This window comes from Blautia argi (genome assembly GCF_003287895.1).
Lineage (GTDB): Bacteria > Bacillota > Clostridia > Lachnospirales > Lachnospiraceae > Blautia > Blautia argi.
In genome coordinates, this window is record NZ_CP030280.1 from 913,875 (window position 1) to 939,314 (window position 25,440).

At 39.6% G+C, this 25,440-nt stretch carries 21 protein-coding genes, 4 tRNA genes, 2 pseudogenes and 1 riboswitch; of the genes and pseudogenes, 24 read left to right on the forward strand and 3 right to left on the reverse strand.

Annotated features, from left to right (window positions below; all coding sequences use genetic code 11):
- The first annotated feature begins 61 nt into the window (after positions 1-61).
- From DQQ01_RS04535 to DQQ01_RS04555, 5 genes are all read left to right on the forward strand, one after another.
- On the forward strand, positions 62-223 hold the full coding sequence (locus tag DQQ01_RS04535) for a hypothetical protein (protein WP_207657639.1): 162 nt from the start codon (positions 62-64) through the stop codon (positions 221-223).
- Positions 224-258: 35 nt separating this feature from the next.
- Positions 259-331 (forward strand) — tRNA-Val (locus tag DQQ01_RS04540).
- A 31-nt stretch (positions 332-362) separates the two neighbouring features.
- A tRNA-Met gene (locus tag DQQ01_RS04545) sits at positions 363-436 on the forward strand.
- Between the two features lie 25 nt (positions 437-461).
- Positions 462-534: transfer RNA gene (locus DQQ01_RS04550), tRNA-Val, on the forward strand.
- 31 nt (positions 535-565) lie between these two features.
- Positions 566-639 (forward strand) — tRNA-Met (locus tag DQQ01_RS04555).
- A gap of 183 nt (positions 640-822) precedes the next feature.
- On the opposite strand, the gene proC is transcribed toward DQQ01_RS04555, so the two are convergent.
- Positions 823-1,617: a pyrroline-5-carboxylate reductase gene (gene proC / locus DQQ01_RS04560; RefSeq protein ID WP_111918769.1), complete on the reverse strand. Its 795-nt coding sequence runs from the start codon at positions 1,615-1,617 to the stop codon at positions 823-825.
- 198 nt (positions 1,618-1,815) lie between these two features.
- Between proC and DQQ01_RS04565 the strand changes: the two genes are divergently transcribed.
- Positions 1,816-2,079 (forward strand): toxin PIN, encoded by a 264-nt coding sequence (locus tag DQQ01_RS04565; protein WP_242980578.1) that lies wholly within the window; start codon positions 1,816-1,818, stop codon positions 2,077-2,079.
- A gap of 100 nt (positions 2,080-2,179) precedes the next feature.
- The gene (locus DQQ01_RS04570; RefSeq protein WP_111918771.1) at positions 2,180-3,196 is read left to right on the forward strand and encodes an ABC transporter substrate-binding protein; all 1,017 of its coding nucleotides are present in this window, start codon (positions 2,180-2,182) and stop codon (positions 3,194-3,196) included.
- A gap of 83 nt (positions 3,197-3,279) precedes the next feature.
- Here the strand turns inward: DQQ01_RS04570 and DQQ01_RS04575 are convergent, their stop codons facing one another.
- Entirely contained in the window at positions 3,280-3,729 is a 450-nt protein-coding gene (locus DQQ01_RS04575; RefSeq protein ID WP_111918773.1) for a CYTH domain-containing protein, read from the reverse strand.
- A 126-nt stretch (positions 3,730-3,855) separates the two neighbouring features.
- Positions 3,856-3,934: riboswitch (ZMP/ZTP riboswitch) on the forward strand.
- A gap of 110 nt (positions 3,935-4,044) precedes the next feature.
- Between DQQ01_RS04575 and DQQ01_RS04585 the strand changes: the two genes are divergently transcribed.
- The 7 genes from DQQ01_RS04585 to DQQ01_RS04615 all read left to right on the forward strand — a co-directional run bounded on the left by DQQ01_RS04585 (position 4,045) and on the right by DQQ01_RS04615 (position 11,257).
- The gene (locus DQQ01_RS04585; RefSeq protein WP_111918777.1) at positions 4,045-4,758 is read left to right on the forward strand and encodes an IMP cyclohydrolase; all 714 of its coding nucleotides are present in this window, start codon (positions 4,045-4,047) and stop codon (positions 4,756-4,758) included.
- Between the two features lie 24 nt (positions 4,759-4,782).
- On the forward strand, positions 4,783-5,967 hold the full coding sequence (locus tag DQQ01_RS04590) for a phosphoribosylaminoimidazolecarboxamide formyltransferase (RefSeq protein ID WP_111918779.1): 1,185 nt from the start codon (positions 4,783-4,785) through the stop codon (positions 5,965-5,967).
- Between the two features lie 265 nt (positions 5,968-6,232).
- Entirely contained in the window at positions 6,233-7,219 is a 987-nt protein-coding gene (locus DQQ01_RS04595; RefSeq protein WP_111918781.1) for a diaminopimelate dehydrogenase, read from the forward strand.
- Between the two features lie 42 nt (positions 7,220-7,261).
- On the forward strand, positions 7,262-8,128 hold the full coding sequence (locus DQQ01_RS04600) for a YitT family protein (RefSeq protein ID WP_111918783.1): 867 nt from the start codon (positions 7,262-7,264) through the stop codon (positions 8,126-8,128).
- Between the two features lie 115 nt (positions 8,129-8,243).
- A complete protein-coding gene (locus DQQ01_RS04605) occupies positions 8,244-9,638 on the forward strand; it encodes a glycine--tRNA ligase (protein ID WP_111918785.1) in 1,395 nt (464 codons plus the stop codon).
- 50 nt (positions 9,639-9,688) lie between these two features.
- A complete protein-coding gene (locus tag DQQ01_RS04610) occupies positions 9,689-9,883 on the forward strand; it encodes a hypothetical protein (RefSeq protein WP_111918787.1) in 195 nt (64 codons plus the stop codon).
- Positions 9,884-10,009: 126 nt separating this feature from the next.
- On the forward strand, positions 10,010-11,257 hold the full coding sequence (locus tag DQQ01_RS04615; RefSeq protein ID WP_111918789.1) for a 6-phosphofructokinase: 1,248 nt from the start codon (positions 10,010-10,012) through the stop codon (positions 11,255-11,257).
- Between the two features lie 94 nt (positions 11,258-11,351).
- Here DQQ01_RS04615 and DQQ01_RS04620 read toward each other — a convergent pair whose 3' ends face one another.
- Positions 11,352-13,172 (reverse strand): sensor histidine kinase, encoded by a 1,821-nt coding sequence (locus DQQ01_RS04620; RefSeq protein WP_111918791.1) that lies wholly within the window; start codon positions 13,170-13,172, stop codon positions 11,352-11,354.
- 300 nt (positions 13,173-13,472) lie between these two features.
- On the opposite strand from DQQ01_RS04620, the gene DQQ01_RS04625 reads away from it, so the two are divergent.
- The 10 genes and pseudogenes from DQQ01_RS04625 to ppdK all read left to right on the forward strand — a co-directional run bounded on the left by DQQ01_RS04625 (position 13,473) and on the right by ppdK (position 25,402).
- Positions 13,473-14,318: a uroporphyrinogen decarboxylase family protein gene (locus DQQ01_RS04625; protein WP_242980710.1), complete on the forward strand. Its 846-nt coding sequence runs from the start codon at positions 13,473-13,475 to the stop codon at positions 14,316-14,318.
- 15 nt (positions 14,319-14,333) lie between these two features.
- Positions 14,334-15,608: an ABC transporter substrate-binding protein gene (locus DQQ01_RS04630; RefSeq protein WP_111918795.1), complete on the forward strand. Its 1,275-nt coding sequence runs from the start codon at positions 14,334-14,336 to the stop codon at positions 15,606-15,608.
- A gap of 83 nt (positions 15,609-15,691) precedes the next feature.
- Positions 15,692-16,546 carry a carbohydrate ABC transporter permease gene (locus tag DQQ01_RS04635; protein ID WP_242980580.1) on the forward strand — a complete coding sequence of 285 codons (855 nt, stop codon included), beginning with the start codon at positions 15,692-15,694 and terminating at the stop codon, positions 16,544-16,546.
- A gap of 15 nt (positions 16,547-16,561) precedes the next feature.
- On the forward strand, positions 16,562-17,365 hold the full coding sequence (locus tag DQQ01_RS04640; protein ID WP_330407645.1) for a carbohydrate ABC transporter permease: 804 nt from the start codon (positions 16,562-16,564) through the stop codon (positions 17,363-17,365).
- A 118-nt stretch (positions 17,366-17,483) separates the two neighbouring features.
- Positions 17,484-17,723: pseudogene (locus DQQ01_RS18360) on the forward strand (response regulator); the annotation flags it as partial.
- Between the two features lie 33 nt (positions 17,724-17,756).
- Positions 17,757-18,935, forward strand: a complete 1,179-nt coding sequence (locus DQQ01_RS04645; protein ID WP_242980582.1) for a helix-turn-helix domain-containing protein — start codon at positions 17,757-17,759, stop codon at positions 18,933-18,935.
- A 5-nt stretch (positions 18,936-18,940) separates the two neighbouring features.
- A complete protein-coding gene (locus tag DQQ01_RS04650) occupies positions 18,941-20,239 on the forward strand; it encodes an L-cysteine desulfidase family protein (protein ID WP_111918799.1) in 1,299 nt (432 codons plus the stop codon).
- A gap of 15 nt (positions 20,240-20,254) precedes the next feature.
- Positions 20,255-21,595, forward strand: coding sequence for a M20/M25/M40 family metallo-hydrolase (locus tag DQQ01_RS04655; RefSeq protein WP_111918801.1), 1,341 nt, complete (start codon positions 20,255-20,257; stop codon positions 21,593-21,595).
- 35 nt (positions 21,596-21,630) lie between these two features.
- Positions 21,631-22,548, forward strand: coding sequence for an aldo/keto reductase (locus DQQ01_RS04660; RefSeq protein WP_111918803.1), 918 nt, complete (start codon positions 21,631-21,633; stop codon positions 22,546-22,548).
- Between the two features lie 228 nt (positions 22,549-22,776).
- Positions 22,777-25,402: pseudogene (gene ppdK, locus DQQ01_RS04665) on the forward strand (pyruvate, phosphate dikinase).
- Positions 25,403-25,440 lie beyond the last annotated feature (38 nt).

Here is a 25,440-nt window from a genome sequence, read left to right on the forward strand (position 1 = left end):
GGTGTTTCTCTCTGACGTTGAGAAAATGGCTCCTGTATCTGATGAATTTTGGGAGAAAATTGTGGGGGAGATTGAAATATTTCTTCTTCTATTCTTGGCGGGATTGTTTCGCAGTGCAGTTTCGCCGAGAATTGCCTTAAAAATAAGGAAATTTAAAAATTTTGAAGCTTTTGAAAAAAATTTGAAAAAAGGTGTTGACAAATCATGCATTTCCAGTATATAATAGCAAAGCAGTCAGCGATGAGGCTGACACAGAACGGGATCTTAGCTCAGCTGGGAGAGCATCTGCCTTACAAGCAGAGGGTCATAGGTTCGAGCCCTATAGGTCCCATTCTTTTGCCAAAAGGCAGAGGAACAGATATGGCGAGATAGCTCAGTTGGCTAGAGCATACGGTTCATACCCGTAGTGTCGAGGGTTCGAATCCCCCTCTCGCTATTTGTCGAAAGACATAAAATAAAATGGGATCTTAGCTCAGCTGGGAGAGCATCTGCCTTACAAGCAGAGGGTCATAGGTTCGAGCCCTATAGGTCCCATTCTTTTGCCAAAAAACAGAAAAACAGATATGGCGAGATAGCTCAGTTGGCTAGAGCATACGGTTCATACCCGTAGTGTCGAGGGTTCGAATCCCCCTCTCGCTACTATAGAAAATCCTTCTTTGCATAGTGGAAATTGTGTGGAGAGGGATTTTGTTTTGCGGGAAAATCCCTTTTTCCGTTTTATAATGTACAAAAAAACTCAAATGAAAGAGCAGGGAGAAATCCAGGAGAAGCAAAAGCGTATAAACCGCCGCATTGCTTCAAAAGGGTGTCCCTGCTCTTTTTTTACAGTTTTTTTGTTTTGGCGATGCAGGCTCGCACAGCGTCCATAACAGCGCTTCGCATGCCTTCTTTTTCCAGCACGTTAATTCCTTCAATAGTGGTTCCGGCAGGGGAGCAGACCATGTCCTTTAATTCACCGGGGTGTTTGCCTGTTTCCAAGACCATTTTGGCACTTCCTAAAACAGCCTGAGCCGCAAATTCATAGGCTTGCTTTCTTGGCATACCCTCTGCTACAGCGCCGTCAGCCAGAGCCTCAATAAATAAAAATACGAAGGCAGGGGAGCTTCCGCTGACAGACCCTACAATGTCGAGAATAGGCTCTGTCACCACGTCAGCCCGTCCAAAGGAGCGAAGCAGGGTCAGCACCTGCTGAATTTCTTCTTTGGAAACCAGTTCGTTAGGGCAGACTCCGGTAATACCTTCTCCTACCATAGCAGGTGTGTTTGGCATAGTACGGAGAATTTTTTTATCTGCACCGAATTGTTCCTGCAGCCAGTCCAGTTTTTTTCCTGCAATAACAGAAACCAACACCTGCTCCGTAGAGAGGAAATCTCGGATTTCTATTGCTGTATCAGCACAAAACTGGGGTTTTACACACAGAAACAGATAGTCCGCTTCTTTTGCCACAGACAGATTATCTGTAGAACAGGAAATGCCCAGGGCTTCTGTCACTCTTTTGGCAGAGGATTCCGATTTTGTGGAGGCAAAAATATCTTCTCTCTTTACAAGTCCTTTTTCCAGGATACCGGAAATAATAGCAGACGCCATATTGCCGCAGCCAATAAAACCTAATTTCATAACAAATTATCCTTTCTGTTTTTATCTTTATTTTAGCACAGGTTTTCCTGCCGGAGAAGAGTTCAGCATGGATTTTTGGAGAAATCCTGTGGCATCTGTGGATTTCACCGGGTTTTATCTGTACAAAAAGGCGGAAATAGACTAAAATAAAGGACAGAGCCAAAAAGAACGGCACAAAAGAGAAAAGGAGTCAATGGTATGATTAGCAAAGAAATTTTTACAGTATATCACTGCAAAGCATGTAATAAAATTGAGGTGAGCCAGTACATTACAAAGGAACAGATGGAGGAACTGGGGCTTACGGAAGAGGAATTAAAGCCCATCTGCCCGTTTACCGGAAGTTCAGACCTGGAGGAGCTGGGACAACTGGCGGAAAATGAACTGCGTCATTTTGCCTATACAGATGTGGAGGGGGTAAAAAAATATCTGAAGGAAAAAGAAAATCAGGCGCCAAAGCTGTAGCATATGTCACGGGCTTTCCCTTCCTATCATAAAATAAAGTGTGGAGAAGGCTGCCGCACTATGCAGCCTTTTGAGATTTTAGAATTGAGGGGAGAGCATCATGAAAAAGAAAGTGAGCATGCTTTTTGCAATGCTTTTGTGTCTGGGCATGGGGTTTACAGGCTGCAAAGCTCAGCAGGGAGAAAGGCAGGAAAAAACAGAGGAGCTTACCAAAGTGACCTTAAACGAGGTGGCACACTCCATTTTTTATGCGCCGCAGTATGTGGCAATCGAAGAGGGATATTTTGTAAATGAGGGAATTAAGCTGGAGCTGGTTACAGGATTTGGAGCAGATAAGGTGATGTCTGCTCTTTTATCCGGTGATGCAGATATTGGTTTTATGGGGTCAGAGGCAACGGTTTATGCCTATCAGCAGGGGGCTCAGGATAAGGTGCTGAACTTTGCCCAGCTTACGCAGAGAGCCGGGAATTTTGTGGTGGCAAGAGAAAAAATGCCAGACTTCGAGTGGACAGATTTGAAGGGCAAGGATATTCTGGGAGGCCGTAAAAGCGGTATGCCGGAAATGGTCTTTGAGTATATTTTGAAGGAAAAGGGCATGGATCCGGATACAGATATGGGCATTGACAGAAGCATTGACTTTGGCTCTACAGCGGCAGCTTTTGCCGGAGGGCAGGGGCAGTTCAGTATTGAATTTGAACCCTCTGCCACTATGCTTGAGCAGGAAGGCGCCGGATATGTAGTGGCATCCTGCGGTGTAGAATCCGGCTATGTTCCTTATACGGCCTACAGTGCCAGAGAAAGCTATATTGAGAAGAACCCGGAAGTGATACAGGGATTTGTAAAAGCTCTGCAAAAAGGCATGGATTATGTAAATACCCATACGCCGGAAGAAATTGCCTCTATTATTGCCCCACAGTTTAAAGAAAATGATTTGGAAACCATTACTGCCATTGTAAAGCGTTATCAGGAACAGGATACCTGGAAAGACAATCTTGTATTTGAGGAGAAAAGCTTTGAGCTTTTGCAGGATATCTTGGAAAGCGCTGGAGAACTGGAAAAGAGAGTTCCGTATGAGGAGCTGGTGCTTACCGAGTATGCCAAGAAGGCTGAAGAGTAAGGAGTTGAAAGTGCAACAATCACTCAAGAATGGTTGACCTGTAAGAAGTAGAAAGACCACCCTAAAGGATGGTCTTTCTGTGTTTATTTTTTTCCTCTGGACAGTACACTGTTGTGATAAGCAGTAGAAAATGTTACATCTTCCCCAAACCACTGAGGAGGAACAAAACTGTTTGCCTCTTCTTCTGTGGAAAACTCCACTTCTGCCAGCCACAGACCTTCATAAGGGGCGTTAAAAACATCCAGCTCGATGGTGAGTCCTTTAGGTAGGGGCAGCAGATACCGGGTCTTGGAAAGGATAATGCCGTCTGCCTTTGTACGTAGATGCTCGTAAGCTTCACGGGTCAGAGGCAGATTGTATTCCTCCCGCATCATCATGCCTTTTCCTTTATAGGTGAGATAATAGTCGTTGTCCTGTCTGCGGATCCGCACAACCGGGGCAATGCAGAGATAAGCCTGCTCAATTTTCCTGGAAGGAAAGGCTTCCAGATCCTTTGGGAGTTCATGAATCAGATATTTACGTTCAATTTCCACGATTGTTTTCTCCTTTTCCTGATGAAGTATTAAAAATATCATATAATGTTCAAATGCAAAAAGCAAGCCACAGGAAGGTGGGAGAAAAAAAGGGATTGACAACCCTTTTTTTAAATGGTATGTTTTAAGTGCTTATATGACTGACGGAAGTGGAAATGACCACGGGGAGTATAAGCCACAGAAGCCGACCGTCTGGGCGAATATGCTCGGAAAGTGGGCTTTTTCTTATTTTTTAAAACTCTTTTTGGGAAAAATTAAGAAAAGCCGGGAAAAGTTCCGAGTGAGTTTAGAACAGCAGGAAAAGGAGATAAGTTCATGGAAATGTTATCACTGGAAAAAGAGTTAAAGAGCAATGCATATCCGGGCAGAGGAATTGTGCTGGGAAAATCAGAAGACGGAAAAAAAGCTGTTGCCGCTTATTTTATTATGGGCAGAAGTGAAAACAGCAGAAACCGCGTATTCGTAGAAGAAGGTGAAGGAATCCGTACACAGGCATTCGACCCTTCTAAATTAACAGACCCAAGCCTGATTATTTATGCGCCGGTACGCGTACTGGGCAATAAAACCATTGTGACAAACGGTGACCAGACAGATACCATCTACGAAGGTATGGACAAACAGATGACCTTTGAGCAGTCTTTGAGAAGTCGTGAATTTGAACCGGACGGACCAAACTACACACCTCGTATTTCCGGCGTGATGCATTTGGAAAACGGCAGATATAACTATGCAATGTCTATTTTAAAGAGCAACAATGGAAATCCGGACGCCTGCAACCGCTATACCTTTGCATATGAAAATCCGGTGGCAGGAGAAGGACATTTTATCCACACTTATATGCATGACGGCAATCCTCTTCCAAGCTTTGAAGGAGAGCCAAAGCTGGTGGGAATCCCAAACGATATTGATGCGTTTACAGAGCAGGTGTGGACAAGTTTAAATGAAGAAAATAAGGTTTCTCTGTTTGTTCGCTTCATTGATATTGAAACAGGCAAATATGAAACCAGAATTGTAAATAAAAATAAATAAGAAATAGGAAAGGAGAAAATTATTATGAAAGAATTAGCTTTAAAATACGGTTGTAACCCAAATCAGAAACCTTCCAGAATTTATATGGAAGAAAATGGCGACCTGCCAATTAAAGTTTTATCAGGAAAACCGGGCTATATTAATTTCCTGGACGCTTTTAACGGATGGCAGCTGGTAAGAGATTTAAAGAAAGCAACAGGTCTTCCGGCAGCAACTTCTTTTAAACATGTATCTCCGGCAGGAGCCGCTGTGGGACTTCCTCTGACAGAAACACTGGCAAAAATCTACTGGGTAGATGACATGGACTGGAAAAACTTTTCTCCTATTGCCTGCGCTTACGCAAGAGCCAGAGGTGCGGACAGAATGTCTTCTTTTGGGGACTTTATTTCCCTTTCCGACGTGTGCGACAAAGATACCGCGCTGCTGATTAAGAGAGAGGTTTCCGACGGTGTTATTGCGCCGGGGTATACAGAGGAAGCTCTGGAGATTTTGACACAGAAGAAAAAAGGAAATTATAATGTCATCGAGATTGACCCGGATTATGTGCCGGCTCCATTGGAACGCAAACAGGTCTTTGGCATTACCTTTGAGCAGGGACGCCAGGAGTTAGCCATTGATGATGAATTGATTTCCAATATTGTTACAGAAAATAAAGAATTGACAGAAGAAGCAAAGAGAGATTTAAAGGTTTCTCTGATTATTCTGAAATACACACAGTCCAATTCTGTATGCTTTGTAAAAGACGGACAGGCCATTGGCGTAGGCGCAGGACAGCAGTCCCGTGTACACTGTACGCGTCTGGCAGGACAGAAGGCAGACAACTGGTGGTTAAGACAGTGTCCGAAGGTGCTGAACTTGCCATTTAAGGATACCATTACCCGCGCAGAGAGAGATAATGCCATTGATGTGTATATTGGCGAGGAATATATGGACGTTCTGGCTGACGGCGCATGGGAAAAGACCTTTACAGAAAAGCCGGAGGTCTTCACAAGAGAAGAAAAGAGAGCATGGCTGGATAAGCTGCAGAATGTCACCCTTGGCTCTGATGCATTTTTCCCGTTCTCTGACAATATTGAACGCGCGAAAAAGAGCGGTGTGTCTTACATTGCACAGCCGGGTGGCTCTGTGAGAGATGATGCAGTGATTGATACCTGCAACAAATACAACATGGTGATGGCATTTACCGGAATTCGTCTGTTCCACCACTAAAAACAGAAATTTTGTGAAATATAGAAAAGGAAACGGATACAGACCCCGGGAATCCGGGAAATTGACGCATTTTCAAAAAACAGGTTGGCACAGCTTTGAGCTTAGAGTCTGAAAGCTGTGTCAAAGACCGAAAAATTTATCAATTTACCAGAGAAAAGGGAATGGGTATCCGTTCTCTTTTTTTTATTGGGGCATTGACAAAGAAAGCGTATCTGATATATTCTGAAAGGGCAAACAGAGACTACAACAGATAGGAGAGTGTGACATGAGTATTAAAATTGGTATTTTAGGATACGGAAACCTGGGTCGTGGTGTGGAGTGTGCAGTAAAACACAATCCGGATATGGAACTTGTGGCTGTTTTTACCCGCCGCAATCCGGAAGACGTGAAGATTCTTACAGAAACAGCAAAGGTTTGCCATGTGGATCAGGCAGTGAGCATGAAGGACGAAATTGATGTGTTAATTCTCTGCGGCGGAAGCGCTACAGACCTGCCGGTACAGACACCAGAATTTGCACAGCATTTCAATGTAGTAGACAGCTTTGATACCCATGCAAGAATACCGGAACATTTTGCAGCTGTAGACGCTGCTGCAAAAAAAGGAAATCATACAGCCATGATTTCTGTTGGCTGGGATCCGGGTATGTTTTCTTTAAACCGTCTGTATGCCAATGCAATTTTGCCGGGTGGTAAGGATTATACCTTCTGGGGCAAAGGCGTGAGTCAGGGGCATTCAGACGCTGTGAGAAGAATTGAAGGTGTTTTAGATGCAAGACAGTATACCATTCCGGTAGAAAGCGCGCTGGAGGCAGTGAGAAACGGAGAAAATCCGGAGCTTTCCACACGCCAGAAGCACACAAGAGAAGTATTTGTTGTAGCAGAGGACGGCGCTGATAAGGCAAAAATCGAACATGAAATCAAAACCATGCCGAATTATTTCGATGAATACGATACTACTGTACATTTTATTACAGCGGAAGAAATGGCAGCCAGCCATGCAGGACTTCCTCACGGCGGTTTTGTAATTCGTACCGGCAGCACAGGCTGGGAAGATGAACATCAGCATGTAGTAGAATACAGCTTAAAGCTGGATTCCAATCCGGAATTTACTTCCTCTGTTATTGTGGCTTATGCAAGAGCTGCTTATCGTATGAGTCTGGAAGGACAGACAGGCTGCAAGACTGTGTTTGACGTGGCACCTGCATATTTAAGCTTACAGACTCCGGAAGAGCTGCGGGCTCATATGCTGTAAACGAGTAGGGAGAATGGGAATAAAAGGAAAGAGAGTAAAACAGTGAATCCTAAAATAGATACCAAAAGAGAAGCAAAGCGAATCATTTTCGGCTTAATCGGAGCCGTGATTATGGCGGTGAACATTAAGACCTTTGTGCGGGCAGGGGGCTTGTATCCCGGCGGTTTTAATGGTGTGACACTGTTGTTTCAGACTATTTGCGACCGCTTTTTTGACATTGCCGTACCGTTTTCGCCTATTAGTCTTGCCCTGAATGCAATTCCGGCGATTATCAGCTTTAAGGCGATTGGAAAGAAGTTTACGGTGATTACCAGCCTTATGATTGTGGCGACCAGTGTTCTGACCGACATGGTTCCCGCCATACCGATTACCCAGGATATTTTGCTTATTAGTGTCTTCGGCGGACTGATTAACGGTGTGGCAATCAGCATTGCCCTGATTGGCGGCGCTTCCACAGGAGGAACCGATTTTATTGCCATTTATTTTGCGGAAAAGAAAAACAAAGATGTATGGAATTATATTTTACTGGCAAATGCAGTTGTGCTTTTGGTTGCGGGTTATCTGTTTGGCTGGGACAAGGCGCTGTATTCTATTATTTTCCAGTACGCCTCCACACAGATGATACATCTGCTTTACCAGACGTATAAGAAGGTGACGCTGTTTGTCATTACCGATGAGCCGGAGGCAGTATACCAGGCTATTTATGAGGTGACAAATCACAGCGCTACAGAATTTACGGCAACAGGCATGTATTCCAATGAAAAACGGAAAATGATTTACTCTGTGGTGTCCACCATGGAAGCAAAGGTGCTGACACAAAAAGTTATGGAGGCAGACCCTCATGCTTTTGTGAATGTGGTGAAAACAGATACGCTGGTGGGGAGATTTTATCAGAAGGAAACCTATTAGGTTGGAAAAACTCTTCTTTAGAGGTTGAAAAGATAAGATTTAACCGTTATAATAGTCCCTATCAGTAAAAATAGCAATGATTTTACAAAAATGCAGAGATAGAGGAGATTGTATAATGGAAAAGACAATGGAAAAGATTGTTGCACTTGCAAAATCCAGAGGATTCGTATATCCGGGTTCAGAAATTTACGGTGGTCTTGCAAATACATGGGACTACGGAAACCTGGGTGTAGAACTGAAAAACAATGTAAAGAAAGCATGGTGGCAGAAGTTTGTTATGGAAAGCCCATACAACGTAGGCGTAGACTGTGCTATCCTCATGAATCCTCAGACATGGGTGGCTTCCGGTCATTTAGGCGGATTTTCAGATCCGTTGATGGATTGTAAAGAGTGCCATGAGCGTTTCCGTGCAGATAAGATTATTGAGGACTTCTGTGCAGAAAAAGGCATTGAAATCGAAGGCAGCGTAGACGCATGGAGCCAGGAAAAGATGAAAGAGTTTATCGAAGAGCATCAGATTCCATGTCCGACCTGCGGCAAACACAACTTTACAGATATCCGTCAGTTTAACCTGATGTTTAAAACCTTCCAGGGTGTTACTGAAGATGCAAAAAATACAGTCTATTTAAGACCGGAAACCGCACAGGGTATCTTTGTAAACTTTAAAAACGTACAGAGAACTTCCAGAAAGAAACTGCCATTTGGTATTGCACAGATTGGTAAATCTTTCCGTAATGAAATTACACCTGGTAACTTCACTTTCCGTACCCGTGAATTTGAGCAGATGGAACTGGAATTTTTCTGTAAACCGGATACAGATTTGGAATGGTTTGCATACTGGAAACAGTTCTGTCTGGACTGGCTGCACAGTCTGGGCTTAAAAGACGAAGAAGTGCGCTACCGTGACCATGATAAAGAAGAACTGAGCTTTTACAGCAAGGCAACCACTGATGTGGAATTCCTCTTCCCATTTGGCTGGGGCGAGCTTTGGGGCATTGCCGACAGAACGGATTATGACCTGACACAGCACCAGAATGTATCCGGACAGGATATGACCTATTTTGATGATGAAACAAACCAGAAATATATTCCATATGTTATCGAACCTTCTCTGGGCGCAGACCGTATGGTACTGGCATTTTTGTGCAGCGCTTACGATGAAGAGGTTCTGGACGCAGAGAAAAATGACGTGCGTACTGTGCTGCATTTCCACCCTGCACTGGCACCGGTGAAAATTGGTGTGCTGCCTCTTTCCAAAAAATTGAATGAAGGCGCGTTAAAGGTATTTGAGCAGTTATCAAAGAAATACAACTGTGAGTTTGATGACAGAGGAAATATCGGAAAACGTTACCGCCGTCAGGACGAAATCGGAACACCTTTCTGTGTAACCTATGACTTTGATTCCGAAACTGATGGAGCAGTAACCGTTCGCGACAGAGATACCATGGAACAGGAAAGAATCAAGATTGAAGATTTAAAGGCTTATTTTGAGGAAAAATTCACATTTTAACTAGTTTTGAGACTTATAAGACCGCTACACGAAGAGGAGGAAACCTTTGTGTGGCGGTCTTTGTTTTTCGGGGAAAACTGTGGACAAAAGAGATTTTGCAGGAGAAGTATACGGTAGATTTTCTGGCAGTGGGGACAATATTGCACACCGGTCAATTCGGGAATCAGGAATTTCAGCCTCTTTTGATGTATTATGAAAGAGAAAATCCTCCTGTCGGTTGCTTGATAAAGAGGAAAGTTGTATGAAATAGATAAAAAAGTTGAAAAAAACAGAAAAATAATATGCAAAAATCCATATATCTATTGAATATATGGATTTTTTTTGTTATAATCTTCGATAGATTCATTTTCCGAGAAGGAGGAGAAGACAAAATGGCGAAAAAAAGAAATATTATTGTGGGACAGTCCGGCGGTCCTACCTCGGTAATTAATTCCAGCCTTGCAGGCGTGTACAAAAATGCCATTGAGCGTGGGTTTGATAAGGTATATGGTATGCTGCACGGCATACAGGGACTGTTAGATGAACAGTATGTGGATTTGTCTACGCAAATTCATTCTGAGCTTGACATTGAGCTTTTAAAAAGAACACCTTCTGCATTTTTGGGCTCCTGCCGCTTTAAGCTGCCGGAAATTCATGAGGACAGGGAAATTTATGAGAAAATCTTCCAGATTTTAAACAAACTGGAGATTGAAGCCTTTATCTACATTGGTGGTAATGATTCTATGGATACCATTAAAAAACTGTCTGATTATGCTATTCTCACAGGGCAGAGCCAGAAGTTTTTAGGTGTGCCGAAAACCATTGACAATGACCTGGCGCTTACAGACCATACACCTGGTTTTGGCAGCGCAGCCAAATATATCGGCGCTTCTACCAAAGAAGTCATTCGTGACGCGCAGGGGCTTACCTACAAAAAGAACATGATTACCATTATGGAAATCATGGGAAGAAATGCAGGCTGGCTGACAGGAGCAACGGCTCTTGCAAAGACGGAAGACTGCGATGGACCAGATTTGATTTACCTGCCGGAGATTCCTTTTGATATCGAAAAGTTTTTAAAGAAAGTGAAAGAACTTTTGAAGAAAAAATCTTCCATCGTGATTGCAGTTTCGGAGGGAATTAAGCTGGAGGACGGACGCTATGTCTGTGAACTGGGTAGCGTAGGCGATTATGTAGATGCATTTGGACATAAACAGCTTCAGGGAACAGCTACCTATCTGGCAAATTTCCTGGCAGCAGAGTGCGGTTGCAAGACCAGAGCCGTAGAGCTTTCCACACTGCAGAGAAGTGCTTCTCATATGGCTTCCCGTGTGGATATTGACGAGGCATTTATGGTAGGCGGAGCTGCGGTGAAGGCAGCAGACGAAGGTGACACCGGAAAGATGATTGTCATTGACCGTGTGTCCGATGACCCGTATATGAGCGCTACCGGTATTTATGACGTACACAGAATTGCCAATGAAGAAAAACTGGTTCCGAGAGAGTGGCTGAACCGGGAGGCAAATTATGTGACAAAAGATTTTGTGGACTATATTAAACCACTGATTCAGGGAGATTATCAGCCGATTATGGTAAATGGTCTGCCGCGTCATCTGGTTTTGAAAATGAAGAAGAAATAAAGGCGTTTTTGAGAGAAGTTTTTATAGAAATATGGGAATACAAAAAATGGGGAAAGTCAGTCCGAATGGGGGTTCGGACTGACTTACTTTTTGGTTAAATATTTGGAAGTTCTGGTTTTTTCATATAGGGAATTTGAATGTCAACAATAGTTCCTTCTTCAACTACACTTTCTATAGAGAGTCCATATTTTTTTCCATAATAACTTTGAATTCGTTGATGAACATTTAACAATCCAATAAAGTGATGGTTTTGTTGCATATTCTCTATATGGCTTTTTTCATTTTCCAAAGAATATAGAATTTCTTTTAGTCGTTCAGGTTTAATACCAGAACCGTTATCTATAAGAAAAAAGTGTAAAATTCCATCTTCCAGATTTGCGCTTAGATTAATACGACAATCGGTTTCCATTTGTGCAAAACCATGCTCTACGGAATTTTCCACAAGGGGCTGCAAAAGGAATGCAGGGATTTCTAAAGAATAGAAATCATCAGGTATACTACAATCAAATGTGAATTTACTTGGAAAACGGATATCCAGAATGGTTAAATATCGATAAATTTGTTGTATTTCTTCTTCCAGATAAACGACAGGAACTTTTTTCAGGTTATAACGGAGCAATTCGGACATACAGGAAGCAATAGTTTTGATTTCTGGTTCGTTATGTATATCTGCAATGGATTTAATACTGTTTAAGGTATTGTATAAAAAATGATGATTAATTTGCGTTTGAAGCATTTGAATATACATATTCTGCTCACTGAGTCTACTGGTGTAATTCTGGCGCAGGCTTTCGGTAAGACGCTTATTCAGATGATTAAAACTGGTTACAAGTTTTTGCAGTTCTCTATTTGAAGTTTTACCATCAACAGAAATCTCTTTGTAACTATTGAGGTCTTGAGAGTCCATCTGTTGACAGAGCAAAGTGATTGAGTGCGTCAAGCTGCGTGAAAGAAAGAGAGCCAGGATTAATCCGAGTAATAGTGTAAAAACAAAAATTGCAGAGTAATTTAGCAAATTGTGCTGATAAGCTTGTGTAATATTTTTATTGTTTAAACACTGCACAATGTGCCAACCTGTAGTTTGATTCAAACAACCATTGACAAGGTAATTTTCTTTACCGACAGATATGGTTTGGGTTTGTATAGGATCATTTTCCGGTATGTTTTTGCTGAATTTAGAAAGTTCATCGAAAAGAATCTGGGAACTTTCTGAGTTGATGTATTTGGAATCAGAGCAATAAGCCAGTGTGTTATGAGAATTAAAAATCATAATAACGCTACCGGGAGTCTTGGCGGAATTAAAAATAGTTTCTACAGAGGAAAAATCAATTCCTACATAACAGCTTCCAATTTCTTTGAAAGTATATCCATCATAAAGAATTTTGACCATAGGTAAAATCTTTTTTCCACTGATAAATGAATCCTGAATAGGTGCAAAATAAGTATGATAATTAGAGGTAAGAGCTTTTTCCTCCCAAGAGTTCATTTTTTCTAAAATTTCTTTATGGGTTTGGGCATTTAAAATATTATATTCAAAGGTATAATCATATCTACTGCGAAAAAGACAGGATATAACATTTGAATTCAAGCGGTTGGTTTGTATAAGCTGTTTAGTAAACATACTGCTGTCTTGTGAATAGGCAAGAAGATTATTGTCATAGTCAGTAATAAGAGCTTTTCGTATGTCATTGTTTAGAATATGCATATCTGCAATTTTTGTAGCATCATTCAAAAGTGTATTTAAAGTAAGGTCTGTTTGAGTCAGAATGGTTTCCATTGTTTGACTGAAATCTTCTTTGACGGTTGAAGCGGTTTGGTTTGCAGCTGTAATACCTAAAATTGTTGAAGGAATAATAAGTAATAGTAGCGAAGCAATAAATATTTGTGTTCGATAAGAAAAAAAGTGTGTTTTCATATAAATTTCTCCTAAAATAATATATTTGATTTATGGATTATTATAAACTATTGAAAAAGAGAAAAACAGATTTATGAATAAAATATATAAAAAACAAATAGAAATACTATTTTTTTTATAAGATAAGTTCTATTTTTAGAGTAAGTCCTTTACTATAATGAAACTATAAAAAATAAAGTTCAGGAGGAAATGAATATGAACAAAGTAGAACGTGTAAAAGCAGTTATGAACAATGAAATCCCGGATAAGATTCCGGCAGGCTTTTGGTTTCATTACAAGTCAGATTATACAGTGGAAGAAATGGCAGAGGCACATTTAAAGCTATACAGAGAAACAGATATGGATATTATAAAAATTATGCAGGATTATATGTATCCAATTGAAGGGGAAATTCATTGTGCGGAAGATTGGTACAACATTAAAATTAAAGGAACGGATTCTGAAGAGTTTCAAAAGCTATCTGCGGTTATTAAGAAAATCCGAGAAGAAGTAAAAGACGAAGTTCTTATATTTCAGACAATGTTTGGCCCTTTTAAAGCAGCTAGTATTGCGTTTGGCGATGATGTTCTTATGAAATATAGCAAAGAGGCACCAGAAGCGGTTGCGTATGGAATTGGTGTATTAGCGGAAGGCTTGGAAAAATGGGCCAAAGGTTATCTTGAAGCAGGAGCAGATGGTATTTACTATTCTGCACAATTTGGAGAAGAAGGGCGCTTTACAAAAGAACAGTGGGAAACATTGGTAAAGCCTTTTGATGTTCAGATTTTACATGTAGCAGAAAAAGAAGAGGGGAAATATAACATACTTCATATCTGTGGTGAACCAGAATATAAATTTAAAACGCATGTGGATTGGTTTACGGATTATCCAGGTGACTTGGTAAACTGGTCTGTGAAAGACAATGCTTATAGTTTGGAGCAAGGGCGAGATTCTTTCAAAAGGGCTGTTTTAGGCGGATTGAATAATAAAGGAAACATATTAAATGGTCCAAAAGAAGAAATAGAAAAAGAAGTGGAAGCAGTTCTAAGAAGATTCGGAGAAAAAGGCATTATGATTGGTGCGGACTGTACAATCCAAGGGGAGAATATTAGTCTTGATTATATTAAAACAGCTGTGTATGCGGCGCATAAGTATAAAAGACAGTGATAGGAGGAGATTTTTATGAGAAAAAGAACAGCAGCAGTATTAAGTATGATTTTAGCAATTAGTATGACTGGTTGCAGTAGTGGAGTAAAACCAGAAGAGGAAAAAACAAACGGAAAAAAAGATGACGGAGTATTAGAAATTGAATTTTTCCAGCAAAAAATGGAAGAGGGTCCGCAAAAGGGATATCAAGCTATTATAGATAAGTTTAATGAGGAAAATTCTGATATACGGATTGAAATGAATACGGTTCCTGATGCCGGAACTGTGTTGACGTCTAGAATTGCTTCTGGAGATATACCAGTTTTGTTTTCTGATTATCCGACGCAGCAGCAGTTTAGGCAGAAGGTAGAAAATGGTTATGTCCAGGATTTGTCAGAACAGGAGTGCCTTAAAAATGTAGAGGAATCCGCTTTGGAGATGACAAAACAGAAAGATGGAAAGTATTATGCTCTTCCATATAGTCGTAATTATATGGGGGTATATTATAATCAAGAAATATTTGAAGAAAATAATCTGGAGGTTCCAACTACCTGGAAGGAATTTCTGGAAGTATGTAAAACTTTAAAAGAAAAATCTATTACACCTATTGGATTAATGGGCAAGGATCCAGGACGTGTAGGACATGGATTCCAATGTATGACAGTGGCTTGGGATCCAGAGGGAATTGAAGCAATTGAGCGCGCGGTCAGTGGAGAAGAAAAACTGGAAAATGATGAAGGATTTAGAGAAGTTGCAGAAAAAACTGCAGAATTACTTTCATATACAAATGAAGACGTTCTTGGACTGGCAGATACAACCTGCTGGGAAAACTTTGCGAATGGAAAATATGCAATGTGTATTACAGGGTCTTATGCCAGAGGAACATTGCTGATTGCCAATCCGGATTTGAAGATAGGAGTATTTCCTCTGCCAAATGAAACACAGGAAACTACAAACACTTTATCAGGTATAGACGCCGCTATTTGTGTATCAGCAAAAGCTTCAGAAGAAGAGAAGGAAGCAGCATATAGATTTTTGGATTATTTGGCAGAAACAGAAAATGCACAAACCTTTTGTAATCATGATGGGGCTCCCTCTTGTATTACTGGGGTAACTCCGAATTATGAAGGAATTGAACCTATGATGGATTTAATTAATGCAGGACAGGTTCATGACTGGATGGCGTCAACAATTGACAATAATATTGTGACAGATTTGTATAATGTAACACAGGGATTCTGGAGTGACAAAGATATTGATAATTATCTAAACCAGATGGATACTTCGATAGCGGTAACATCAGCAGAATAGAAGTCTTTTTAGAGGCAGCACTCCTCTTTGATTGTTGCCTCTAAAAATCGGACATTAAAATATCTTCAGAAAGGAGAAGCGGTATGAAGAAAATATCTGGAAGAGCAATTTATTTTAGTTTTACTATAGTTCCTGTGATTTTGTATAGCTTCTTTTACGTTTATTCTGTAATAAGTGGAGTACGTTATAGTTTTACTGACTGGGACGGAATGTCTCCTGAATTTAATTTGATAGGGTTTAAGAATTATGAAGCTCTTTTTAAAAATCCCAATTTTTGGAACTCTTTAAAGACTACGGTTCTTTATAGTATTATGCTGGTAGTAGGGGTTATTGTTTTATCCTTGTTGTTGGCAGTTTCTTTAAACTCATTAAGAAAATTCAGGACTTTTATGAAATCTGTATTTTTTGTACCAGCTATGATAGGTGGTATTACTATTGCACTTATTTGGGATCAGCTTTTTTACAGAGTAGTACCCTTGATAGGAAAAGCTCTGGGAATAGATTGGTTATCGCAAAGTGTATTGATGACAGGAAATACAGCACTTCTGGCTGTGATTTTTGTTCACATATGGCAGGCTGTTGCCCTTCCTACAGTTATTTTTATAGCCGGATTGCAGCAGATTCCTGATGAACAGTATGAATCAGCGAAAATAGATGGAGCAACTGTTTTTGAACGATTTCGTTATATAACGTTTCCTTATTTGATTCCGACATTGACAGTGAATTTGGTTTTGATGGTAAAACAAGGTTTTACTTCTTTTGATTTTCCTTTTGCATTAACAGGTGGAGGGCCAGTAAGAGCAACCGAAGTTATAGGAATCTTGATTTATAATGATGCATTCAAAAAATATGAAGTTTTCAGTAGCAAATGCAGAAGCTTGTGTATTGTTTGTTATTGTAGCTGTTTTTTCATTGACACAGATGAAATTGACAAGTAAAGGAGGGGTACAGGAATGAAAAGAGAAGGTTTTGGTTGGAAAATTGCCAGAAATTTATTTTTACTGGCAGGATTAGGGCTTATTCTTGTGCCCTTATATTTAGTTGTAATCAATTCCTTTAAAACTTTAGAGGAAGCAGGAAGAAATTTTTTTTCATTTCCATCTTCTCTTAATTTTGTAAACTTTCAAAGTCTGTTTTCAAATAGTAATTATTGGGGATTTGCAGTTAATTCTTTGATTATTTCTGTGATTTCAGTCAGCTTGATTTTGATTTTAGTTCCTGCTGTTTCTTATGCAATTGCCAGAAATTATACAAAGAGGTATTATAAAGGTATTTACTTTTACCTGCTGATGGGGCTGTTTATTCCTTCTCAAGTCATTATGCTTCCTGTGACAAAATTGATGACAAATTTAAATCTTTTGAACAGGCAGGGGTTAATTTTGTTATATGCAGCTTTTAGTTTAACACAAGGAGTGTTTCTATTTGTGAATTATATCAGAGGGCTTCCCTACGAGATTGAGGAATCAGCGTATATGGACGGCTGTAATGTGTTTCAGACTTATACAAAAGTTGTAATTCCGTTAGTCAAACCCATGATAGCAACTTTAATTATTATGGATTTGTTGTGGATATGGAATGATTTTATGCTTCCATTATTGATTTTAAATAGGTCACAGGAAAATTGGACATTGCCTCTGTTTCAGTATAACTTTAAGACAGAATATTCATTTGATTATACAATGGCTTTTACAGCATATCTGATGTCTATGTTGCCTATGTTAATTGTATACTGTTTTCGGACAAAAACATATTATTAAAGGTTTAACTGCCGGGTCGGTGAAGGGATAAAGAATTGACTTACTGATTTACGGAAGAGGTGTATGCATGATGAGAAAGATATTGATTATTGAAGATGAGATTTATGCCAGAAAATCAATGAAAAAGCAGCTGGAGGAGTGCCTGGAATCGCAAGAGTATAAAATCTTGGAAGCTATAAATGGAAAACAGGGAATCGATGTGATACAGCAGGAGAAACCAGATATAGTCTTCACAGATATTCGTATGCCGGTTATGGACGGGCTTGAACTTTTAAAACAAATGCGGAAACAGGAGTTAAAAACCAAGGTTGTTATTGTCAGTGCGTATGCTGATTTCGAATATGCAAAATCAGCAATGAGATTTGGAGTGCAGGAGTATCTTTTAAAACCAGTGGAGGATAAAGAATTAAGAGAATGCATTGGAAGGCTGGAAAATGAAGAACAGCAGAAGGAAGAAAAAGAGGTCAGAACAGGAGAAGATAGTCTTACTCGCTATATTTATGAAAGAATTTTTTCAGATAAGGATATAGAAGATTTTGTGAACCGAAATATTTTTAGAAGGATTTTCAGACAATTTCAAGTGATGGTACTATATTGTGAAAAGGGGCAGGAGATTGAAACGGGACAATTATATGAATGGCTAAGTCAGTCAGATGAAGAAAATTTGTTTACCGGATTTCGTTTGCTTAAGATACAAAATTATAAGTATATTATAGTGATGTGTGCAGATTGTCAAACAGGTTTCCGTCAGAGAAATCTTATAAAAAGTATGGAAAAAGCTGGAAAATTGGGTTGGTGTGGCGTTAGCGAAATATGTACAGAAGAAGTCGAAATAAAAAAGGCGTATGAACAAGCGGAATCAGCTTTAGAATACAAGGTATTTTACAAGGATAAGCTGCTGTTATTTGAGATTGTTAGCCAGAATTCTAAAAGAAACTATTGTATGGGAGAGGTTCAGAAAGAAAGATATAAAATAGCATTGGAAAAGGGAAATTTAGAGAAAGCCTGTAGTATTTTAAATGAAATTTTTAAAGATATAGAAAATGGCGAAAGGATAACTGGAAAAAGCTTAGAAGTTTTTCTGACCCAGATATCTTTGATTTATCATCAGGTATCAGGTATTTTGTACCATTTTCAAGTTTTAGATTTTTATTCTATAAAGGAAATTCACAGGGAAATGGAAGAAAAAACAAAAGAGATTTGTTGTATATCAAGGAAAAAGAAAGTAGGAGGGACTGATGAAATTATTCAGAGCATGAAAAATTACGCAAAAGAGAATTGCAGCGGAGATGTTACTGTAAAATTGTTAGCGGAGAAAGTATTTTTTATGAATCCGGCATATTTAAGTCATCTTTTTAAAGAGAAAACGGGAGAAAGTTATTCGGTTTATCTAAAACAAATTCGATTAAAAAAAGCAAAAGAATTGCTTCAGAAAAGTACATGTTCAGTAACAGAAGTTGCTCTTATAACAGGATATAATGACACATCACAGTTTATTCGTATTTTCAAACAGGAAACAGGCATGACTCCGAAAAAGTACAGGAATGAGAAGCAGAGAGGAGAAGGATAAAATGTATGCAGAAAAAACAGGAAAAGTATCTTTCATTGCTTCATGATGAAACGTCATTGGCACTAGGGTGTACGGAACCAGGTGCAGTAGCTCTGGCGGCAGCATATGCAGCAGCAGTTTTAGAAGAAGAAGTACAAAAAATTAAAATTATAGTCAGTTCGTATATTCTGAAAAATGGAATGAATGTAGGAATCCCGGGAACAGGAATGTCAGGTTTTTCCATTGCAGCTGCAATGGGGAGTATTGGAAAAAATCCTGAGAAAGGTCTTATGGTTTTGAATGGTATTTCGGATATAGAAATACAAAAAGCCAAGGAGATGGTTAAAAAAAATATCATATCTATTGATTTGGCAGAAACAGAAGAAAAGGTATACGTAGAGGCACAGGTCACCTCAAAAAATCATTATGCTCGCGCAGTAATAAAAGAAAATCATCAGAATTTGGTATTATTAGAGCGAGATAGAAAAAAGATTTTTGAAAGGAAGGCGGAGGAACTATACGAAAAAAATAGCCAAAAGAACTTAGAAAATTACGATATGACATTGAAAGAAATTGTTAATTTTGTAAAGTCTGTACCAGAGGAAGAATTGAAGTTTCTGGAGCAGATTCTTCAAACGAATCAGGCGATTGCCAGAGAAGGAATGAGAGGAAATTATGGATTAAAAGTTGGATATTCTATGCTGCACGGACAAAAAACAGGATTAATCGGTGGTGATATCGCAACCTATGCATCTGCTATGGCAGCAGCAGCAGCAGATGCCAGAATGTCAGGCTGTGAACTGCCGGTTGTAAGTACAGCAGGAAGTGGAAACCAGGGTATTACGGCTACCGTTCCAATTATAGAAATTGGTGAAAAACTAGGGATTAAACAGGATAAAATACGAAGAGCAGCAGCTCTCAGCATACTATTTACGATACATACAAAGCAATATTTGGGAAGATTATCAGTATTGTGCGGCTGTTCTATTGCGGCAGCTATGGGAGTTGGTTGTGGCATTATTTTTATGAAAGATGGAACCTATGAGCAAATGTGTCATACAGTTTCTACTATGGTAGCAGATATATCAGGAGTGGTTTGTGACGGAGCAAAACCTGGTTGTGCCTTGAAAATTGCTACGGCCGTAGAGTCAGCAGTAAGAGCCGCTAATATGGCTTTGAATGGAAAAGGTGCAGGAGGTCAAGATGGGATTGTATGTGAAGATGTAGAAGCAACATTGTCCAATCTGGGGATTTTAGGCAATATTGGAATGAAAAATACAAATCGTATGATTTTAAAGATGATGTTGCAAAAACAAAAAATATAGGAAGTATATGAAAAAATGGAAGAGAAATTCACGATACAAGAATTGAAAAACTGGATTCAGAAACATGAAGAAGAAATGCTTGAGGATATCAGAGCGCTAGTAGAAATTCCAAGTATATCAGAAAAAGGTGATGAAGAGAATCCTTACGGAATTTACTGTACAAAGGTTTTAAAAAAGATGGAGGAGATTTGTACAAATTGGGGATTTTCGATAAAAAATTATGAGAATAGATGTGTAGAAACATCTTTTGGAAGCGGGGAAAAAAAGATTGGTATATGGGGACATCTTGATGTTGTTCCAGCAGGAGAAGATTGGATTTATCCGCCCTTTATGTGTACCAGAAAGAAGAATTTCCTTATAGGCCGGGGGGTGCAAGACAACAAGGGGCCAGTTATTACGTTTTTGTATGCTATGAGATTTCTAAAAGAAGTAGGATTTACTCCAACAGTGACCTTTCATCAGATTCTGGGGTGTAATGAAGAACAAGGAATGGAGGAGGTTGAGTACTATTTAAAGATGGCGGGTATTCCTGAATTTTCTATTGTAACAGATTGTAGTTTTCCTGTATGTTGTGGAGAAAAAGGGATATGTAAACTCAAGATTCAGTCCTCTATTGTGGATAAAAGGATAGAATATTTACAAGGAGGAAGTTCCTCTAATTCAGTTCCTGATTATGCTTGGGCTCTGCTTGACGGCAAGAAAAGAGAGGCATTAGGAATTGCTGGACATGCGGCATTTCCCGGAAAAAGCAAAAATGCGATAGGCATATTGTGTAAGCATTTGACAGAACAATTACCAGAAGAGAGAGCTGTTGAATTTTTAGCTATTCTAGGAGAGGAGGGGTACGGAAAAAAAGCAGGAATAAATTGCGAAGATGAAGTTTCAGGAACGCTTACTTGTAATGTTGGAACAGCAGAGTTGAAAAATGAAAGAATAGAAGCGGAAATTGATATACGGTATCCTGTGACAAAGAGTATAGAAAAAATTTTACAACGTTTAGAATCTCTTATGAAGAAGTATGGATATGTAATAAAAGAATTTAAAGATAGTCCGCCGTATTATATAAGTCCAGAGAATGATATGGTAGACATGCTTACTCATATATACAGAAAACGAATGCCGGGAGCAGATTGTACTCCTTATATTATGGGTGGAGGAACTTATGCAAGAAAAATTCCGAATGCGGTAGGTTTTGGTCCTGGAATGAATTTGGAAATTTCTCATCTGGATTTGCCGCAGGGACATGGTGCCTGTCATAGTGCAGATGAGAGCCAGGATATAAAAAAGTTAGAGAAAGCGTTGGAAATTTATGTGTATGCCATGGTTAATATTAGTCATTATTTTGAAAGTAAATAGTCATATAGAGAATACGATATTGGAGGTAAATTGGTATGAAAAGAATAAAATTGGGACGTACAGAGTTAGAAATTCCTGAAATTGGACTGGGTTGTATGCGGATTACAGAACTGAAAAGTGAAGCGAAGATACGGGAATTGCTTGAAACAGCATTAGAAAATGGAATAAATTTCTTTGACCATGCAGATATCTATGCAGGAGGAGAGGCTGAAGCGGCTTTTGGAAAAGCAATGGATAGTACTTTGAGGGAAAAAATAATTTTGCAGTCAAAGTGTGGTATTCGCCCGGGAGTAGCATATGATTTTTCAAAAAGGCATATTTTACAAACTGTTGATGCAAGTTTAAAGCGTCTGAAAACAGATTATCTTGATATACTGCTGCTTCACAGACCAGATACATTGATGGAACCAGAAGAGGTTGCAGAGGCATTTAGAATTTTGGAAGAATCCGGTAAGGTACGGTATTTTGGAGTAAGTAATGAAAATTCAATGCAAATAGAATTTTTGAATAAATATTGTAATGGAAAAATAATGGTAGACCAGTTGCAGTTTAGCATTGCTCATTGTGATATTATAGATTCTGGAATTCATGTGAACATACATAGTGAAGCCGGTGCTAATAGAGATGGTAGTATTTTGGAATATTGCCGATTAAAAGGAATTACAATTCAGGCATGGTCTCCATTTCAGTATGGTATGTTTGAAGGCGTATTTTTAAACAATGAAAAATTTCCAGAATTGAATAAAAAAATTGATGAGTTGGCAGAAAAATATGATGTTACCAATAATGCAATTGCAGTAGCATGGATTTTAAGGCATCCTGCAAAAATACAGACTATAGTCGGAACAACCAATAAGCAGAGGTTAATAGATATTTGTAAAGCTTCTGATATAAAATTAACAAGAGATGAATGGTATGCACTATATATGGAAGCAGGAAAAATCCTTCCGTAATATGAAATTGCGTTTCGTTATAAGAAATTATACGGAAAAAGTATTGATATGGGTTCTGAATGAACGGAAAAATTGCAAAAACCTGTAAAAAAATTAACAAATCTTGCTTGACTATATCACTTCTTATGATAGAATAGATTGTGTGCGGGCATGGCTTGTCCGCACCGGGGAAAATAAAGATTGAACAATTTGTTTTTCTAGTATCTACTTTTAGGAGGAATGTTCAAAATGGCAAAATGGGTTTATATGTTCACCGAAGGTGACGCATCCATGAGAAACACTCTCGGTGGTAAAGGTGCAAACCTTGCTGAGATGACAAAATTAGGTCTTCCAGTACCACAGGGATTCACAATTACAACAGATGCTTGTACTCAGTACTATGAAGATGGAAGAAAGATTAACGATGAAATCATGGAACAAGATCATGGAAGCTATCGTTAAAATGGAAGAAGTTACAGGAAAGAAATTCGGAGATAAAGAGAATCCACTTCTTGTATCTGTTCGTTCAGGAGCAAGAGCTTCTATGCCAGGTATGATGGATACTATCCTGAACCTTGGTTTAAATGAAGAAGTTGTTGAAACTCTGGCAGCAGCATCAGGAAATGCTCGTTGGGCATGGGACTGCTACAGAAGATTTATCCAGATGTACTCTGACGTAGTTATGGAAGTTGGTAAGAAATATTTCGAAGAACTTATCGACAAAATGAAAGAAGAAAAGGGTGTTACTCTTGACGTTGAACTTACAGCAGAAGACTTAAAGACTCTGGCTGGACAGTTCAAAGCTGAATATAAAGAAAAAATCGGTGAAGAATTCCCTGCAGACGCAAAAGAGCAGTTAATGGGAGCTGTTAAAGCCGTATTCCGTTCCTGGGATAACCCACGTGCTAACGTATACCGTCGTGACAACGATATCCCATATTCCTGGGGTACAGCTGTTAACGTACAGATGATGGCATTCGGTAACATGGGCGATGACTGTGGTACAGGTGTTGCATTTACCCGTGACCCGGCTACAGGAGAAAATGGTCTGTTCGGAGAATTCCTCACAAATGCACAGGGTGAAGACGTTGTTGCCGGAGTTCGTACTCCAATGCACATTTCCGAAATGGAACAGAAATTCCCGGAAGCATTTGCACAGTTCAAAGAAGTTTGCAAAACTCTGGAAACACATTACAGAGATATGCAGGATATGGAATTTACGGTGGAACACGGTAAACTGTACATGCTGCAGACACGTAACGGTAAGAGAACAGCTCAGGCTGCTCTGAAAATCGCTTGTGACCTTGTAGATGAAGGCATGAGAACAGAAGAAGAAGCAGTTGCAATGATCGACCCACGTAACTTAGATACACTGCTTCACCCACAGTTTGATGCTGCTGCTTTAAAAGCTGCAACACCAATGTCCAAAGCACTTGGAGCATCTCCGGGAGCTGCTTGCGGTAAAATCGTATTCACAGCAGATGACGCTGTTGAATGGGCTGCAAGAGGAGAAAAAGTTATCCTTGTTCGTCTGGAAACATCACCAGAAGATATTACAGGTATGAAGAGCGCTCAGGGTATCCTGACAGTTCGTGGTGGTATGACATCTCACGCTGCTGTAGTTGCTCGTGGTATGGGAACCTGCTGTGTATCCGGTTGTGGTGATATCACAATGGACGAAGCTAACAAGAGATTTACATTAGGCGGAAAAGAATTCCATGAAGGAGATAGCATTTCTCTGGATGGTTCTACAGGTGCTATCTATGATGGAATTATCCCAACTGTAGACGCTACAATCGCCGGCGAATTTGGAAGAATTATGGGATGGGCTGACAAATACAGAACAATGAAAGTTCGTACAAACGCTGATACTCCAGCAGACGCTATCAAAGCTCGTGAGCTTGGTGCAGAAGGTATTGGTCTTTGCCGTACAGAGCATATGTTCTTCGAAGGTAACAGAATTGATGCATTCCGTGAAATGATTTGTTCTGAAACAGTAGAAGAAAGAGAAGCTGCTCTTGAAAAAATCCTTCCAGAACAGCAGGGAGATTTCGAAAAATTATACGAAGCTCTTGAAGGTAACCCGGTTACTATTCGTTTCCTGGATCCGCCGTTACATGAGTTCGTTCCTACAACAGAAGAAGATATCAAGAAATTAGCAGATGCTCAGGGCAAAACAGTTGAACAGATTAAAGCAATCATCGATTCTCTTCATGAGTTCAACCCAATGATGGGACATCGTGGATGCCGTCTTGCAGTTACTTATCCAGAAATTGCCAAGATGCAGACAAAAGCTGTTATCCGTGCAGCAATCAACGTACAGAAAGCTCATGCTGACTGGAACGTTTGCCCAGAAATCATGATCCCACTTGTTGGCGATACAAAAGAATTAGCATACGTTAAGAAATTCGTTGTTGAAACAGCTGACGCTGAAATCGCAGCAGCCGGTGTTGAATTACACTACGAAGTTGGTACAATGATCGAAATCCCAAGAGCTGCATTAACAGCTGACGAAATCGCTAAAAATGCTGACTTCTTCTGCTTTGGTACAAACGACTTAACACAGATGACTTATGGATTCTCTCGTGATGATGCTGGTAAGTTCTTAGAAGCTTACTATGATGCAAAAATCTTTGAAAACGATCCATTTGCTAAATTAGACCAGATCGGTGTTGGTAAATTAATGGAAACAGCTATCAAATTAGGTAAACCTGTAAATCCAAACTTACACATCGGTATCTGTGGAGAACACGGCGGTGATCCAAGTTCTGTAGAATTCTGCCATAAGATTGGTTTAGACTACGTTTCCTGCTCACCATTCCGTGTGCCAATTGCGAGACTCGCTGCTGCGCAGGCTGCAATCAATAATAAGTAATAAATTGTTTTATATGTAGGAAAGAAGCCCCATGAAGC